The organism is Dawidia cretensis, assembly GCF_018598175.1.
Taxonomy (GTDB): Bacteria; Bacteroidota; Bacteroidia; order Cytophagales; family Cyclobacteriaceae; genus Ohtaekwangia; species Ohtaekwangia cretensis.
Map to the genome: position 1 here is coordinate 35,102 of NZ_JAHESE010000028.1, position 17,347 is coordinate 52,448.

A 17,347-nucleotide genomic window follows, 5' to 3' on the forward strand; every position below is an offset into this window, starting at 1 on the left:
ATAATGATGTACAAAAAAATCAAATCATTTCGTTGGGGTACGTTGGCGCTCTGTTCTTTGCTCCTTCAGCTGCTGGCCGGGCAGGTGCAGGCGCAACTAACCTGGCCCGCCGATCAACTGTTACCCTCGTTTCCTGCCCCGGCGCCGACACAGGATTTATTCTATCTGCAAAATAATCCGGCCGATGAGCGTTACCTGTTTTCGTCCTTAAAAGGTATTGTCAACCTGACGCAGCCCCGAATCTTTGTCTACGATGGCGATGCCTTTGCGGAAGGGCCGCATACCTGGCTGCAGTCTCTGGGACTGAACTGGGTGGAACACGCAGATCCCTGGGAATTGATTACGAAGTATCGCACCGAGATCTCCGGACTGATTGTCTACGATCCGGCACAAATCCACACTGTTAACCTGGCCACGATGTTGGCAAAGGATAGGAACGCGATCATCGCCTCCCCCGCGTTGTTGTCACGATTATCCTCGGCTCCCTATAATTTGCCGGTGTTGCAAGATCTGCGCGGCCAGTTTACCAGTAAGTTGGATGTGTATCAAACCCTACTGGACGACTATTGGCCCACCCTGGACCACCGCGTATTAATCGGATTAAATCCCGAAGTGCATCAAGGCTCCCTGCGCGAATATGCTACGGCCCTGGGCGCTGCTGTCGTGTGGCTCGATCCGAACAACGCCGGGGAAAGTACGCTGCTGAATAGCTTCTTGTCTTCCATGGCGCCGGGTTCGTGCTATATGGGCTGGTGGCCGGAAGAAGGCCCGGGCATAGAGCGGGCATCTGTCTATGGCATTTCCACCGTAGCGAGCGACTTCTGTGCAAACTTAACTGTGCACAGCGGCATGCCGCGCACCATACAGGTAAAACCCATCCCCCCGAAACCCAGGCTGCAAAATAAAATTTACGTGGCGTTTATTCTCAGTGACGGCGATAACCTGCAGTATGTGGAGCATCTCATGCGAAAGCTGTGGAACAATCCCGATCGGGGTGCCGTTCCCATAGGGTGGACGTTATCGCCGGCGATGGTGGATGCCATGCCCGGCGCCTTGAATTTCTACCATCAATCGGCGACGCCAAATGATAATCTTATTTCGGGACCTTCCGGGTGGGGATATACATATCCCAACGACTGGCCGGATCAAAATATGCTGAACCAGTTTGTCGCTAAAACGGAAGAATACAACCAACGTGCCGGGTTCCGGGTCATCACCGTGTGGAATGGTATTAATGGGGGCATTGATCAAAGCGTGGGCGAGACGTATGCCGATTTCGCACCGTCCTTGCTGGGCGTAACCGCGCAGAATACCGGCGGTCCGCTCAGTATCTATAATGACAGTTTGCCGGGTAAGCCACTCTCGTGTAATTATTGCACCGGCGAGCAAGCCATGAAAGATCACATTGCGTCCGCCTCTATTGGCTGGAGCGGGACAGAGCCCAGGTTCGTAATCATTCAGGCGCAACCCTGGACCGATGTAAAGCCCAGTAATTTTAAGAACGTTATGAATTCACTCAATTCAAACTACATCGTCGTTCGGCCCGATCATCTCTTTCAGCTTCTGCGCGAATCAAACGGTCTTACCGTTGATCCCCTGGGTGATGCCGTGGCGACCGTGTACACCGACTGCGACTATGCGGGAAGTGAAGCGGCGTTACCCGTGGGGAATTACACCGCCGCGCAACTACAGGAAAAAGGCATTCCGAACAATGCCATCTCCGCGTTGAAACTTTCTCCCCTGTACGAAGTGGAGTTGTTCGATGGCGATAATTTCACCGGCAACGCTATCATTCTGAAGTCCGATACCAGTTGTCTGATTCCAGCTGATTGGGATAACAAGATAACGTCATTAAAACTCAGAGGCCTGACCGGAAAAGGTGATGGTCTCGTGGGCAACTATTTTAATGGAACGAATTTTGAAACGCCGATCGGCACCCGCGTCGATCCCACCATTAATTTTAACTGGGGCGATGCTTCGCCGATGACGGGTGTCAATAAAGATCAAAACTCCATTCGCTGGACCGGTTATATTCAACCGCACTTTACCGGCAACTATACATTCTATATAACGAGCGACAATGGCCGGCGACTTTGGATCAACGACCAACTGGTGATTGATAAGTGGATCAATGACTGGGACGTTACGTACTCCGGAGAGATCGCACTTAATGCAGGTGAAAAATATAGTATCACGATCGAGTACTTTGAAGAGAACGGCGGCGCGAATATCAAATTCGAATGGTCCAGCGGGCTACAGCCGCGTGAGATTGTTCCAACGTCACAGCTTTTTTCAAGACAGGCTGATATCGTGGCAGGCGACGGAACCGGCTTGACGGGGAATTATTTCAACGGCGTGAATTTTCAAACACCCGTCGGTACACGCGTTGATCCGATTGTCAGCTTCTATTGGGGCGAAGGTTCGCCCATGAACGGTGTTGCGAACGATTCATACTCTATTCGCTGGGAGGGTTTTATTCAACCCCACTTTACGGAAAAGTATACCTTCTACGTCACGAGCGACAATGGCCGTAGGGTATGGATCAATGATCAGCTCGTGATTGACAAGTGGATCGATGACTGGGGTGTAACCTACTCCGGAGAGATCGAGTTGGAGGCTGAAGAAAAATACACAATCAAGGTCGAGTATTTTGAAAGCGGGGGTGGGGCGGAATGCCATTTGGAGTGGTCGAGTCCCTCGCAAGCCCGCCAAATTGTCCCACAATCCCAACTTTTCCCCCTGGAGGAGGAGGTTATCACGGGCGTCGGTTCAGAGCATGGCGCTTCGCTTTTCGTATATCCCAATCCGGCACACCACGTACTGCATATAAAGGGGATCGATCGCCCGGTCATGATATACGTGCACAACGCCGTGGGTCAAAAAGTAGTGACTTCTTATGCCAGATCGATTGACACCGAACGACTAAACGCCGGGGTCTATGTCATACGGTTCTTTTGGAAGGGGCGCTATCACGCGTTTAAATTTATCAGGCAATAAACCAACCCTATTCACCACACACTGGCCGGGAATGCTGGTCGGTGTGTGGTGGGATAGCCGGAAAGTTTTTTAAGAAATGATGCGTACAGATTTACGCAAAGCATCCACCGCTTTGCCGATAAGTTTGTAGGTAGACGTCAGGCTGATGTCGAGCACTTCCGCCAGTTGCTCATAGCTCATTTTTTCGTAGAACTTCAGGTAGATCGCTTCACGCTGGCGATCGCTGAGCTTAGCAATACCGCGGGTTAGCTGTTCCTGTTGCGCAATAGAGGTCTGCTGCTGAATGAGGGTGGATTCCATCGAAAATTCTACTTCGCGGAAATAGTCTTCTTGTAAAACGTGGTCGCCCAGTTTACGTTGATCCACCGCAATTCTTCGGGTAATTCTTCGCCGCAGTGATTTGAGCAGGTAGAATTTGATGTTGTCCGTGGCGCTCAGCACCGCATGCTTTTGCCAGAGTTCAACAAATAGATCCTGTATGGCATCTTCTACAACACCTTGATCCTTCGTGATTTTTCCGCCGTAGGCATACAGCAGCTTTACATATTTTTCGAAGATGTAATCCAGCGCCTTCCGATTTCCATCGCGCAACGCATTCCACACAACTTGCTCCCCTTCGCTTATAGTAGTGCCCTGCTTAAATAAGAAGCTTTCAGGAGGCACTCCTTCTTCTTTGAGAGGTAGAAAATTCATGGGTTTAGGGCCGTAATAGTGTTATGCAAACGATTACTAATTAAGCGATTTTAATCGACAAATTTGTCAGGATCGCCGTCTTTATTCACGCCTCGCGACCCTGTCGAACGATCGTTGTGCCGGCGAATGGGAGTCTTACAAATAAGGTATCCACGTCAGCTCCTCGCTACGAACCGCCTCGTTTCGAGCGGCCTTTGTTGTGGTGAGGCTGCGAATCGTTCTCCTGAATAAAAAAAATGTTAAATTGTTTCAGTGATATCATTTGCTCAGCGAAACTATACTGGCTGTATGAAAAGAAAATCAATCATCATGCTCGTAGCAATGGTTGCCTATATGGGTAGCCGATGTAATTCGAATCAAAAGGAGGGCAATATGCAAACAGTAACTTCAAAAGACGGGACAAAAATCGCTTATGAAAAATTGGGAAAGGGCCCTGCGGTTATTTTAGTGGTTGGCGCGTTGGCCTCCCGGTCCGACCATGACAAGCTCGCCCAACGCTTGTCGCCTGATTTTACAGTATACAATTATGACCGGCGGGGTCGTGGCGATAGCGGCGACACCAAACCATACGCCGTTCAGCGGGAGATCGAAGACATCGATGCGCTCCTGGATGAGGCCGGTGGTTCAGCCTATATATATGGCATTTCCTCAGGTGCGTGCCTGGCGCTGGAAGCGACAGCCGCTCTTGGCGACAAAATAAAAAAGGCAGCAATCTACGAAGCGCCGTACGACGAAGCGGAAGGCGAGGCCGGAAAATGGAAAACGTACCGTGCTACGTTGGATTCACTCCTGGCGGCAGACCGCCGCGGCGAAGCCATAGAATATCATATGAAGTTCGTGGGTGTGCCCGAGGCAGCGGTAATAGGCATGAAAGCATCGCCTGGGTGGTCGAATATGAAAGCGCTGGCGCCGACAATTGCTTACGACGTAGCAGTTGTGGGTGAAGATCGATCAATACCTGCCGGGCGCGTAGGCACAATAAAGGCAACCATACTGGTGATGGACGGCGGAGCCAGTGCAGAGTCCATGCCGTTTATGCGCGCCACAGCAGACAAGCTCGCCAAAACGGCCCCGCATGCGCAACGTCGTACCATTGAAGGTGAGGACCATAGTGTCGACGAAAAAGTGCTTGCGCCAATACTCAAGGCGTTCTACAGTGAAGAGAAGTAGTCGGCATCTCAAACAGACAGGTTAAAACGCTGGCGCGAGTCTTCCAAATGCCGAACACGTCCACGTACTATATACTTAATTCAACGCCACCCCAATCCTGGTGCAACATGCTTCAAAATAGAGGATAGCAGGTGTACATTGTAGTCAACGCCTAACGTATTGGGTATTGTCAACAGCAGGGTATCCGCTTCCTGGATGGCCTCGTCCTGCGCCAACTCGGTGATGAGCTGATCCGGTTCTCCCACATAGCTTCTTCCAAAAATGGCGCGTTTGTCATTTTCGATCATACCAATTTTATCGACTCTGCTCGTTCCCTGTCCAAAGAGATAGTGGTCTTGCTCTGTCATCAATGCAAAAATAGACCGGCTTACCGACACCCTGGGCTCACGCGGATGTCCCGCTTTTTTCCAGGCTTCTTTGTACAGCCTGATCTGCTCAGCTTGTTGTATGTGAAAGGGCTTACTGCTTTCGTCAAATTTCAAGGTAGAACTTTGCAGGTGCATTCCTTTTTCGGCTGCCCAAATAGCGGTAGCGTTAGAGGCCGCTCCCCACCAGATGCGTTCCCGCAATCCCGCGGCGTGGGGCTCCAACCGTAATAAGCCCGGTGGATTCGGAAACATAGGGGATGGGTTAGGCTGGGCAAATCCAACGCCGTTGAGTTTATCCAAAAATTGCAACGCTTTGTTGCGTCCCATGGCTGCGTCCGTTTCTCCTTCCGCGGGTTCATACCCAAAATAACGCCAACCCTCGATTACCTGCTCCGGCGAACCTCTGCTGATGCCCAGTTGCAATCGCCCGCCCGAAATTAAATCAGCGGCTCCGGCATCTTCCACCATATAAAGGGGATTTTCATACCGCATGTCAATCACACCTGTTCCAATTTCTATCTTCGTTGTTTTGGCGCCGATAGCAGCAAGCAACGGAAAAGGTGATGCTAACTGGGCGGCAAAATGATGCACCCGAAAATACGCACCATCCAGCCCGATCTCCTCTGCCGCCATGGCCAGATCAATGGACTGCAGCAACGTATCGCTCGCGGTCTGAGTTTTATAGGATGGATGATCGGACCAATGCCCGAACGACAGAAAACCAATTTTCTTCATACGCCCCTTTCAATTATAATGTAGTCCTCACAAAGATAGCGATTATATCATCGCAGCATGACACAACCTGGCCCGCAAATTGCTTCCCTGCGTTAAAATATGTTTTCATCGAATTGTCAAACTTTATGAAACCCCTATTACTGTCTATTATCCTGTTTGTAATGCTGGTGCCGGCCACCAGCTCGGCTCAAACCAAAATAAAGCTCCAACAAGCCGACCAGTATACCACCAAAAGCGTCAAGGGTACCGCTATAGATCGCTTCATGGGCAATGTCATCTTCACGCACGGCAATACTACCATTCATTGCGACTCCGCCTATTTCAATAAAAAAGCCAACAGTTTGGAGGCTTTCGGAAACGTGCGTATGCAGATAGCCGACGATATATTGACCGGAAGACAATTGAAGTATGACGGCAACACCAGGCAAGCCGATCTCCAGCCGGTATCCGGTGAGCATCGAACGGAAGACAATTAATGGACAGGTAGTTTTTAAGTAAGTTGCGCGACGCGACTTGTCATAATCTGCCACGATGAATGTCACATTCACACCGCGTTGGCCAATCGTTGTTAGCGAGATTTGTAATACGACTTACGAGAACTTGCAATGATTTTAATTACAAAGGCAACGGTACAAGATTACAGTTCAATCGCCAGCATTGGTAAAATATCCGTAGTAGAATCTCACAGGGGTAGCTCTTCAGAAGAAGACATGCACGAGTTTCTGGAAAGGAATTATAATGGCGAAGCGATTAAGGAAGAGCTTAATGATGTAAATAATATTTACTACATCATTCGCTATAACGATACCCCGGCTGGCTTTTCTAAAATTGTTTTAAATGCGAAACATCCGACGATTGCTGCGGACAATGTAGCAAAGTTGGATCGGATTTATTTGCTTAAAGAATTTTATGGTTTGAAATTAGGTCTTGAGCTTTTAAAGTTCAACATCCAGTTGGCAAGAGATGATAACCAATCGGGTATGTGGTTGTATACCTGGACTGGTAATACCAGAGCCATTGATTTTTATCTGAAAGCGGGATTTGTAATCATAGGAAATCACAAATACTATGTCACTAAAACGCACTATGACGAGAGTCATCAAATGTTTCTCAATTTTCGGTAACTACTCGTGTCCCAAATAAACAAAAGAGCCGCGGCACAAATGTACCGCGGCTCATTACCTGTATAGCTGTTGTTTAACCGATCAGGAAAACATCTATCGCTGGAGGATTATACGCGTGGTCTTTTGAAAGGCCGAAGCTCCTGTCACCTTTAGATAATACGTATCGGCAGGCAAAGCAGAGAGGTCCAGCGTTACGTGGCTATCGCCCGAAGGAATGTCGGCCGTGTGTACCGCGTTCGAGAACTTGTCCAGCACCACTACTTTGCCGCTAAATACCGCGCTGCCCAACTCGAGGTGGATAATCCCGCGCGAAGGGTTGGGATAAACGCCGATCGCACCGCCTTGCGCTGCACGGACGTCATTCAAAGACTCTTCTGTGCTGGCAGGCAGCGTCACATCGTTGGATACAGAGGCCATTCTCCCGGATGTACTACCGCAGAACGCACTGATACCAAGCGTAATGTTTGGCTTGAGGACCGTATTGGGCAATACCCTTATCTGCCCGTCCGATCTGAAATCTACCTGAATACCCGCAGCCGGCGTCTGATTACCCTGTATCGTCATGGTACCAAAGCTATTGGTCACGGTATTTTGAGAATAAGACTTCGTTCCAATGGTTGGCGATTGCAGCGCATCCACGTAGTCAACCTTTATAACATTGCTATAGGATACGTCTATCTCGACAGGTACAGAGCGTGTGGAACTCTCCACCTGCCGGCGATACCAGGTAGTCTGTGATATCGTGCCGGGGTTGAACTGTGCGTTGTGTGCCAGGTCGAAACCTTCTCTTATAACCGACATATCGGTGAAGTCGGCGCCATTCGTGCTCTTTTGCCATTGGATTTTAAGATCGCCATCGCCTCCATAAAGTCGGCCTGCGGTTAATAGACCAACTTCCTGGTCTTTACCAACGCATTTTGAGCAACAGATAGAATTCCCGCTGATTTCCTGATATTGCACCACCATGTCGTAAGGATCGAGGTTGCCAGGTACTATCCATTCGTCGTATATAGCAGAATAGAATAAAAGGACAAGCTCATCGCCCGTTCTGATGTACGCTTCGTTTGCGGCATTACCCCCCGATCCAACCAACGTAGTGGCATACGTTTTTTCCGAAAACGCATCACCACCGAAGTCGGAAGTTGTTACGCTAAAGGTCTGAATCGTTACAGGGTTAATTCCAGCCAGCCGCGCTAATTTGAATTGAAGATTCACGGGGGGAAACTCACCGTTACTGGTCTTATAGCGCTGCATTTCCAGTGTGAACTCAATCGTTCTGCCGCTTCCAGCCTCAAACTCAAGTCTCCCGTTGTCCAGATATATATTGCTAATATTCCAATCCAGGAAGTCCTGGGCCTGACCTGCCTGCGTGCCCAACATCAGCGCGACGGCGACACACCATGCTGCAAGCCCTGACGGAAACCTGACAGCTTTTACTAATTTCTTTTTCATAGATTTTTTTACTAATCAACGTTAATAGATACTCGCTTAACATCGCGCCCTTCCGGTGTTTCCAATACACAGAAATACAACCCGGGGCGTAACGCACGGGCGTCGAACGTGTGTTGATACAGACCCGGCTCGGCGTTGGCCTCGTCCACAAACAATTTTACCGGTGTGCCGACGGCATCCAGCAGTATAACACGTATACTTCCGCTGCTTTTTACCGCATACTGTACGACCGTATTATGCTGAGCCGGATTCGGATAGATCATGAAGCGTTCATCACCTTCCTCTCCTGCATTCAACACGTCGGCCGGAGCCTCTTCTGCCGTCATGCGGGCGCTGCTGGCGAAGCAGTCAAGGAAAGGTACGACCGCCACATTGGGGTACAATACTGTTCCGGGTTTCACCAGTACCTGCGTTCCGCCCCGAAGCTCAACCATGGCGCCGCCGGATGTACTTTGATTACCCTGAATCGTAAGCGTTTGTTGCGCTACACGCAGCGTGGATAAAGGATAATTCGTGGCCGGAAGTGTGGTGTTCGGGTTGGCCACGGCCACGGTTACCGGGTCACTGGCAATTTCACCCACGCCGTTATTGCTGACAACACGGCGATACCAATACGTTGCCGATCCCACAGGCGGTGCATAGGAAGCGCCCGTAGCATTGGAGATCTCGCTAAAGGCTACGCCGTCAGCGCTCCGTACCCAACGATACCGAAGCGGTTCTCCGTTGCCACCCCCCAGGGCGGTGCCGGGCGCCTGCGAAAGTGCGCTGGGCTGCTGCCCGGCAGGCACACAATACGTACAGCAAATCTCATTACCGGTAATGACCGGCACCTGGACGTTGACCGTTACCGTCTTAGTGTTGGAGCATGGCATATCGCCTGATCCAAGACGAATAATCATGCTACCCGTCGCCGTGTATGTGCTCGTGGCAACCGGTTTCGCGGTGACGACGGGCCCGGAAGACGACTGGAGCCTGCCATAGATTGTCTCTGTCCAGGTGAATATAGGATTGTTGTTGTTCGGATGGGCGGTTAGCGTAACCTCACTGCCCAACGGCATCGTCGTCGGTGACGCCGTAACGGAAAAAGAAACGTCATAGATGTAGACGATCAATTGACCGGTGGCACAGCCGCTGATGCTCACGCTCGCGGGGCCAGTACCGGTCCATTTCACATTTATCTTTGAATAACCTGACGCGTCGATTGTTGGTGTAGCGCTTTGAGCATTGCCGTGATCGGGAAATACCCCGCTGCCAACAGACCAGTTCACCTTCTCCTTGCAACTGTTGCCTACCCATATGCTATATTCCGCTACTTCATTCTGGCAAACATCCACCTTACCGCTCTGCGCGTATCCCGGCAAAACGGCAAGTAATAGCATCGTGATACAGACCGTCAAAGATCTCACTGTATCTGTATGGAAGGTATTGCGCCCCATTACTTGTGCTCGTTAATGCTGTCCACCTGGCGTTGAAGCGACTCGATTTTTTTGTTTGCTTCAATCATATACAGCGTGAGTTCTTCTACCTTCTTCAGCAAGGCGGCGCTCATGTCACCTACAGGGATACCCTTCTCCTGGACTTCAGCGGCAGCGGGAATACCCGGCAAGTGACGGTTTACGCGAATGTACGCTTCGACATCCGACAGTGACGGTACCTGGTAGCTAGCATCAAACACGTAGTCCGGCCAGTTGGCTTGCAACTTCACCACAACTTCCTCAGCAACGATCTTACCTGCTACCGCGAGCTTATAACCCTTTGAATCCGTTGTGCCGATCGCTACGTTTCCGTTTTCATGCACGGCCAAACGTGGCAGTCCCGAAGTAAAGATTTTCAAACCACCATACGATGAAAGGTAGGACGTAGGCGATCCGCTCCAGCTATCAAATACCCACGAAAGCGAGTAGTTTCCGGGGTTCTTACCATTGTATGTAAACTTGTCCGAAAGACCAAAGCCAAATAAATTGTCAATCGGAACCTGTACGTTTCCATTCACATCCAGCCGCTGGGTCGGCGCCTCCAATCCAACACCTACGTTCCCCCCGTTAGAAACAACGAGGCGAGGCAGCTGCGCTGTAAAAATTTTAATGCCGCCATAAGCGGACCAGTAGGCCGAGGGTGACGTGTTCCAGGAGTCATACAACCATCCAAGACCATAGTCGCTAACATTTGCTCCTTTGTAGATAAATTTGGAAGTCGAGGGACTCACGCCATACCAGTTACTGAACGGTATAGTCACATTTCCTTGAACAGACAACTTCTCCGTGGGGCTCGCCACACCGATACCGACATTGGTTGTTGATGTAGTGGCTATACCGCCGGTGCCGCCCGGAACATATAGCGTTTGTGCAAAACCAGCGAAGTTCAGGACGATCATCGCAACGATAAGTAAAGTTTCTTTTTTCATACTTTAAGAATTTGATTGTTATTATTATAAATACACTAAATCATAGCCCATGACGTCACCACCACGGCTATTGGCCAGTGATATGACACCATCATAGAAATAAATTCGAATGTCTTAGGATCTAACCGCGGCTAGGACGCGTGCAACCGTCAAATGTATAATGATCGATTGTTATTTGCCGCTATCGTCCACGAGCTTGTTGATCGCATCGTTCTGACGTTTGTTTTCTTTTTCCAGCTCAATTATATATAACGTGAGCTCTTCAACTTTTTTCAAAAGGATCATGTTCATCTCCATCAGCTTAACGCCATCCTGTTCCATGGTTTTAGCAGAAGGAACTTCAGGCAGATGCTTGTTGGCTTTCAGATAATTTTCCAATACTGTCAACGGCATGAGGCTATAATCAGGCTCGAATACATAGTCGGGTCCGGGCACGTTCAGATCTACGCGCACTTCCTGGGCGTGGATTATACCCTTCACGGCAAGTTTCGTGTCGGGTACAGATGTACCTACACCTACGTTGCCGTTGGCAGCAATTGTCAACGTATAGGCCGGGGCAAAATCGGTATCCGCCGTAAGTCCTGTATTGGCAAAGAAGTGCGTTTTGCCTTCATAGAAAATAACACCCGCGCTTGTTGGCGCTTTTGCCTGGTGATTTCCACCGCCGCTATAGTGGCTACCAACGGAAAGGACGCCAATGGAATTTCCGTAGCTACCCAAAAACATACCCCAGGGGTTGCCGGTTGTGTGCAAGTGCAGCTGAGAGGCATATTTGTTACCTGCGTTATCGCCGACAATATCAAGCTTGGCGTTCCAGTACGGTTGTTGCGTTCCAATACCGGTGGAATATGTATTCCAGCTGTCGGTAATCGAAGTTCCTTGAGGTTTAAAAATTTGGGAAAACGAGCAAAGTGGCAGGCCCATGACAAACAAAAATAGATACTTTTTCATACAATATATATTAGTTAAAATTAAGCAAACTGGGTGTGACATTCAACGGATCTCAGCTATACAGCAGCCGGATCGTAGACAACGCAAAGCAAATATAATAGATTGAGCGATGATCTGTATTGAAAACGAATAAAATCACGAACAGGTTACATACATAATAGTATGGCAACAGGCGGGCTACTGGTAATGTGTTAGCGTCGTGATTATACCATCGGCGTTGCTGAAGCGGTGCCTGCGCGTCCGGGGATTAACCCCCTGAAAATCTCTAGGTTGAAGAATATAATCACTTTTCTTTCAAATGGAAGAAGGGGGCAGAATTCTCCGCCGGCGCCGGTATTGCCACTGGCCGTCAATGACGTGCGATTGCACGATCATCAGCGTGTCGTGTTTGTCCCTGGACTGCGCACGATGACGAAAGTCATCAAATGTTTCTCAATTTTCTGTAACTACTCCTCTCCGGTCAACTGCGTTCTGGCTTTTTGAAGCGCGGCTTTCTGCTCTTCACTGATCGACGGATAGCGGATGTCGAGCGCTTCAAATTTTTCTGCGATTACCGACGCAATGGCGAGGCGGGCGTACCACTTGTCGTCGGCCGGAATGATGAACCACGGTGCGTGGTCTTGTGACGTTGCGTTAATGGCCTGCTCATAGGCCTCCTGGTATTCCTTCCAGTGAGCCCGCTCCTGGATATCACCCGTCGAAAACTTCCAGTTCTTGGACGGGTCATCGATGCGCTCGAGAAACCGTTTCTTCTGCTCCTTCTTTGACAGGTGCAGAAAGAACTTGATGATCACGGTGCCGTTCTTTACCAGGTTCTTTTCAAAGCGGTTGATCTGCTTGAAGCGATCCTCCCAGAAGTCGTCGGTAATATCAGCTACACTCCCGATGCCGGGAATATTTTCCTGGAGAACATATTCGGGATGTACGCGGGTTATTAGCACATTTTCATAGTGCGAACGGTTGTGTATGGCAATCTCTCCCCGCGCAGGCAGCGCGAGGTAATGCCGCCAGAAGAAATCGTGCTCCAGCTCATGGGGTGTGGGCGTCTTGAAGCTCGTCACTTTCACGCCAAGCGGATTGAACCCCGACATAATGTGCTTCACGGCACCGTCTTTTCCGGCGGCGTCCATGGCCTGAAAGATAATCAACACGCTATAGCGGTTGTGCGCATACAGCTTGTCCTGGATGGCGGCAAGTGTTTTACGGCTTGCATCGAGAAGCTCGATACCCCGCTCTTTTGTGAGGTCGCCGGTATACCCGGTGTCAAAGTCCTTTAACCTGGTCTCTTTACCCTGCTTGACACGCAAGCCTTCTGTAGAGACGATTTCTTCACGTTCTTTCATACCAAAAGATACAGAAAATTGTTCGCCATTGTTGACAGCGTCATGTATCATTTTCTATCATACCTGTTTTATCGACTCTATTGGTTTCCAATATCAGATCCATAAATCTTGCCCGGCTTCGCATTACTTTCCCTAAGTCCGGAGATATAATAGTTATTGGTCAGCTCTGTTGAAACGCCGGCCGCATGTTGCTTCGTATACACGTTATCCCCGGTAGCCTCGCCGGGCATTTTTTGTGCGAAGTACGAAGAGTATACATGCGCCGCGCCGCCTCTGTTGTCAATGCCGGGAGCGCCAGACCGTTGGAAGTTTGCCTGCTGAAAACGCACGGTACCGCTATTGATGATAGCCCCTACGGTAGGACTCCCCCAAAAGGCGCTGTTGTACAGGATAAGTTGAGCCTTCGGGTGAACTTTAGGGGTATTCGCTTCGCCTCCCATCAGCACGTATGACCTGACAGGCTCTGCTGTTCGTGTATTCACCAATTCGGAGTTGATCGCGATTAATTTTGTTTTTTTGTCGGCGTCTTCTACAAACAGAGAATACGAGCATCCGTCTGAACCGTGACCGACAATCGTCATCTCCCCGGGATTCTTTCCGGTTATGGCATCTTTCAGGAAATGTATACCGTAAAATGACCCGTAAACGAAATTGTTGAAAATGGTCTGGTTTTTAATATCGGCGAATTTGAGCGCGCTGCAATTTGATTGTACAAAACGGGTCAACGATATTTTCGGATATCCCTGTCCACCTTGTGGAAGTCGTGATCCGTAATGCGGATTGAGCTGCATATTCCGGATAAATCCACCTTCGGCGCCGCCGCCTACCCAAATGCCTGCCCGGGCAAGCACGCCGGCAAAATAATCAACATAGTGTCTGCTGGTGTTGTAAGAAGCGAGGTCTATACCTTTGTCTCCGCCGCCTACAGTCACATTCACAATATACACATCCGGACCTTGTCCCTGAATCAGGAACGGCGTCATTCTGGGATTCTCAGCGCTATAACCATCCGTGGCGATATTAAGCTGCGAGAAGGTCAATCCTCTTATCCCCGCACCCTCTGCCAGCTGTATCAGTGAAGGACCTTTTTCACCGGCGGCACCACCGGCATATCTTGTAAAGATACCCACACCGCCACTTTGCGTATGGTGCTGTACATCCCACGTTCCCCGCAGTTCAACGCCCGAAGGAATTTTGATGGGATTGTTCACCAAATATCGTCCGCCCGGCAAATACAGTGTACCGCCGCCGGCAGCCTTCACGTCGTTCAGTGCTTTCTGTAATGCGGCCGATACATCTTCTGTCGGTTGCTCGTTGTTAATACCTGCTGCTCGCGGCAGATCGACTTTCAATACTTTGTTGGACGCCGGCCTCGGGTGTACTTTACTGTCGGTTGCTACATGTTTAGGGATCAGATCAAACAAATATTTCTTGTTATTATTGATCTCAACGTTGGCGGACTTGCTGTCATTTTTGATTTCCAATGTGCTGTTATAGCCGGAGTTTACCGATTTTAGCGTGTTCACGTCTGCTCCCAGAAACACATGACCGGCAGGTTTTTTAAAATCGCTCTGCGTGAGCAATACGTTACCATTGTTTATTTTAAGCGCGTAGTCGCTGGAGTGGCTAAACGTACAGCCTTCAAAAGATATAACGCCGTCGCTGCCGTCGCTCACGACCGGTCCGGTAAACTCAACACCGTTGAATTGGACGGAGGTTTTAAAATCGTTCGCGAAATACACGGCCTTGCCATCCTTTTCCGCTCCGAATGTGGAGTTGGAAATAAGCAAGCCATAGGGATTGACGGCCTGGACATATATACCGGTCTCGCAGTTTTTGATATGAATCTCGTAAAACTGCGCATTGGGCGTATCGTCGTAGCCGGGTTCCCGGCCCACCCACATGCCGGTCTTATAATCGGATACATACAGATTCGATACATATTCCCAATCGGATCGGTGCATGTTGAATCCCGTGCCGTTCGCTTCCGTGTACGCGGCAACCTTCTCCAGCGAGGGCGCACCCGGAAGACCTGAATGCGCCCAGTACTTCGGGGCTATTTTGACATTTTCGATGCGTCCGATGTCGGTGCATACATGGACTTCAATTCCTGTACTGAGAGCGGTGATGTAGCTGTTTAAAACATAATGAAGCTCGCTGGGAGCGGAGTAGAAACCGTTGTAGGCGTTTACCAGCGTTACGTTCTCAATCGTGGCACAGTCGCCGTTTGGCTGAAATAATGTCCATGGATACGGTTTTACATCGTTGATATCCTGTTCAGGATACCAAATGGATAAGTTCGTCACACCGGTTCCCGAATTCAGATCTATAAATCTGTCGGCTATGCTGGTATAGGTCGTGCGAAGGGCGTTGCCGGCCTGCGAGTCGTTCCACCAGCTCTCAACCGTTCCGTTATAATTGGGCGCGTTTTTGCCAACGCGCACTTCCAGAATGCTTCCAAGAACTTTCCCATTGTTTAATTCAGGATCCGCCCAGTCGCCGCGGAGCTGCACACCCGACGGGAGATTCAGTACAAATTGATACTGAAAGTCTTTCATGCGTTGCTCACTGCCCTGACGCACCCTTACGTTCCGGGTGGCAGTCTGCGTGCTGCGGAACTCATAATGGCCCGCCGGAATATACACCACGCCACCGCCATTGGTATAGGCGGCATCAATAGCAGCCTGGAAGGCCGCTCTGTTGTCAAACCCGGGTTCCGCTTTCGCGCCAAATGTTGGATCCGTTACGACAAAGTCAGAGATGACCCAATCTTTTGTGGGATAAACAGTTTTTATGCTGGCCCCTACCTGCGCATTCGCCAGGGTTGCAAAACACATCGCCATCATGGCAAGCATAGCCATTTTATCGCATGCTGAAACTGTTTTTGTAATGCTAAAATTTACGCTACTCATCGTTACATTTTTTTATTCAAATCTCATTGCCATTTTAAATGTACCGGCGGCGTATTAATAAACTCTTAAAAAGGACTTAATGGAGGAAGGGGAGTATTTCACCATTGCCGCTTGTCCCATATTGATGCCGTTGACAAGATCAGGAGAATACAAAAAAACAAAAGCACCGGATTCTGTGCTTTTGCAGGACCGGCAAAAAAGGCGATTTTTAACGCTTGAAGAACAATTTTGATCCGTGCCGCGTAAAAAAGTAAACATCCCCAATCATCGGTTTCCCGATCAGACAACATCAGGCGTGATTATCGCGTCGATCGAGAGCACACGATGGGAAGATCTTGACATACACAAACCACATCGGGACAATCACTTCCATCTGCTTGTCGTAACAAGAGGACAATGGACAATGCAGGTCGATTTTGAAACCATACAAATAAAAGCGCCCGGTTTCCTTCGACTGCTCTCCGGCCAGGTCCATCAACTTATGGATGCGAAGTCGGCGCAAGGCTGGGCAATCGCCGCCGACCCTTCCACGTTGCCACTCGAGCTGGCAACCTTGCTCGAAACACGCGTGCCGCTCACCATACCACTAAAACACAACGCGTTTTTTAAGCAAATAACAGAACTGCTGGCGCTCATGTGTAATGTCTATTCATCCGGCACCGATATCTACAAAGGCAAGTCTGTGCATTTTATGTTCAATGCTTTTCTGACGCTCCTCGTCGGAGAAATCACCTATCTCTCGCCGGAAAACGCTCGTCAGGAGAAGCGGGGATCCATTATTTGGCAATCCTTTCAGGTCTCGCTGAAAGCCAATTTCAAAACAATGAAGTCCCCGGCGGCATACGCCGCAAAGCTTTCCATAACGACCTCGCATTTAAACGACACCATCAAAGACATCACGGGCAAATCCGTATCAGCACACATTCAGGAGCAAATAATCTTTGAGGCGAAGCGCTTGTTATACTTCACAGACAAAGAAGTGCGGGAAATAGCGTTCGATCTGGGCTATCCGGACTCGGCTCATTTCGGAAAGCTCTTTCGAAAAGCAACAGGACTTACACCGTTGCATTTCCGGAGGCAATTCAGAGACTAGCGCTCCATAAACATTCCGTGATCCATGCTATCATAACCGTGTTTCGCCCAGTCTCATCTGTGCCACAACATCCATTTTTGCGTCATCAAAATATGGATGATACAA

General features: G+C 49.6%; 14 protein-coding genes. 6 read left to right on the forward strand and 8 right to left on the reverse strand.

Annotated elements, in window-relative coordinates:
* The first annotated feature begins 3 nt into the window (after positions 1-3).
* On the forward strand, positions 4-2,997 hold the full coding sequence (locus tag KK062_RS22220) for a PA14 domain-containing protein (RefSeq protein WP_254086557.1): 2,994 nt from the start codon (positions 4-6) through the stop codon (positions 2,995-2,997).
* 69 nt (positions 2,998-3,066) lie between these two features.
* Here KK062_RS22220 and KK062_RS22225 read toward each other — a convergent pair whose 3' ends face one another.
* On the reverse strand, positions 3,067-3,690 hold the full coding sequence (locus tag KK062_RS22225) for an RNA polymerase sigma factor (RefSeq protein WP_254086558.1): 624 nt from the start codon (positions 3,688-3,690) through the stop codon (positions 3,067-3,069).
* Positions 3,691-4,062: 372 nt separating this feature from the next.
* Between KK062_RS22225 and KK062_RS22230 the strand changes: the two genes are divergently transcribed.
* The gene (locus tag KK062_RS22230; protein WP_254086559.1) at positions 4,063-4,860 is read left to right on the forward strand and encodes an alpha/beta fold hydrolase; all 798 of its coding nucleotides are present in this window, start codon (positions 4,063-4,065) and stop codon (positions 4,858-4,860) included.
* An 80-nt stretch (positions 4,861-4,940) separates the two neighbouring features.
* Here the strand turns inward: KK062_RS22230 and KK062_RS22235 are convergent, their stop codons facing one another.
* Positions 4,941-5,963 carry an LLM class flavin-dependent oxidoreductase gene (locus tag KK062_RS22235; protein WP_254086560.1) on the reverse strand — a complete coding sequence of 341 codons (1,023 nt, stop codon included), beginning with the start codon at positions 5,961-5,963 and terminating at the stop codon, positions 4,941-4,943.
* A 125-nt stretch (positions 5,964-6,088) separates the two neighbouring features.
* On the opposite strand from KK062_RS22235, the gene KK062_RS22240 reads away from it, so the two are divergent.
* On the forward strand, positions 6,089-6,439 hold the full coding sequence (locus KK062_RS22240) for an OstA-like protein (protein ID WP_254086561.1): 351 nt from the start codon (positions 6,089-6,091) through the stop codon (positions 6,437-6,439).
* A 129-nt stretch (positions 6,440-6,568) separates the two neighbouring features.
* Complete coding sequence (locus tag KK062_RS22245; RefSeq protein ID WP_254086562.1) at positions 6,569-7,087, forward strand: GNAT family N-acetyltransferase; 519 nt, start codon at positions 6,569-6,571, stop codon at positions 7,085-7,087.
* 93 nt (positions 7,088-7,180) lie between these two features.
* Here the strand turns inward: KK062_RS22245 and KK062_RS22250 are convergent, their stop codons facing one another.
* From KK062_RS22250 to KK062_RS22275, 6 genes are all read right to left on the reverse strand, one after another.
* Positions 7,181-8,539: a DUF8696 domain-containing protein gene (locus KK062_RS22250; RefSeq protein WP_254086563.1), complete on the reverse strand. Its 1,359-nt coding sequence runs from the start codon at positions 8,537-8,539 to the stop codon at positions 7,181-7,183.
* An 11-nt stretch (positions 8,540-8,550) separates the two neighbouring features.
* A complete protein-coding gene (locus tag KK062_RS22255; RefSeq protein ID WP_254086564.1) occupies positions 8,551-9,918 on the reverse strand; it encodes a T9SS type A sorting domain-containing protein in 1,368 nt (455 codons plus the stop codon).
* A gap of 56 nt (positions 9,919-9,974) precedes the next feature.
* Positions 9,975-10,943 carry a hypothetical protein gene (locus tag KK062_RS22260; RefSeq protein WP_254086565.1) on the reverse strand — a complete coding sequence of 323 codons (969 nt, stop codon included), beginning with the start codon at positions 10,941-10,943 and terminating at the stop codon, positions 9,975-9,977.
* Between the two features lie 171 nt (positions 10,944-11,114).
* Complete coding sequence (locus tag KK062_RS22265) at positions 11,115-11,894, reverse strand: hypothetical protein (RefSeq protein WP_254086566.1); 780 nt, start codon at positions 11,892-11,894, stop codon at positions 11,115-11,117.
* Positions 11,895-12,340: 446 nt separating this feature from the next.
* The gene (locus KK062_RS22270; RefSeq protein ID WP_254086567.1) at positions 12,341-13,288 is read right to left on the reverse strand and encodes a polyphosphate kinase 2 family protein; all 948 of its coding nucleotides are present in this window, start codon (positions 13,286-13,288) and stop codon (positions 12,341-12,343) included.
* A gap of 26 nt (positions 13,289-13,314) precedes the next feature.
* Complete coding sequence (locus tag KK062_RS22275) at positions 13,315-16,149, reverse strand: glycosyl hydrolase family 28-related protein (protein WP_254086568.1); 2,835 nt, start codon at positions 16,147-16,149, stop codon at positions 13,315-13,317.
* Between the two features lie 79 nt (positions 16,150-16,228).
* Between KK062_RS22275 and KK062_RS22280 the strand changes: the two genes are divergently transcribed.
* Positions 16,229-16,381 (forward strand): hypothetical protein, encoded by a 153-nt coding sequence (locus KK062_RS22280; RefSeq protein ID WP_254086569.1) that lies wholly within the window; start codon positions 16,229-16,231, stop codon positions 16,379-16,381.
* Positions 16,382-16,384: 3 nt separating this feature from the next.
* Positions 16,385-17,242 (forward strand): AraC family transcriptional regulator, encoded by an 858-nt coding sequence (locus tag KK062_RS30980; protein ID WP_254086570.1) that lies wholly within the window; start codon positions 16,385-16,387, stop codon positions 17,240-17,242.
* Positions 17,243-17,347 lie beyond the last annotated feature (105 nt).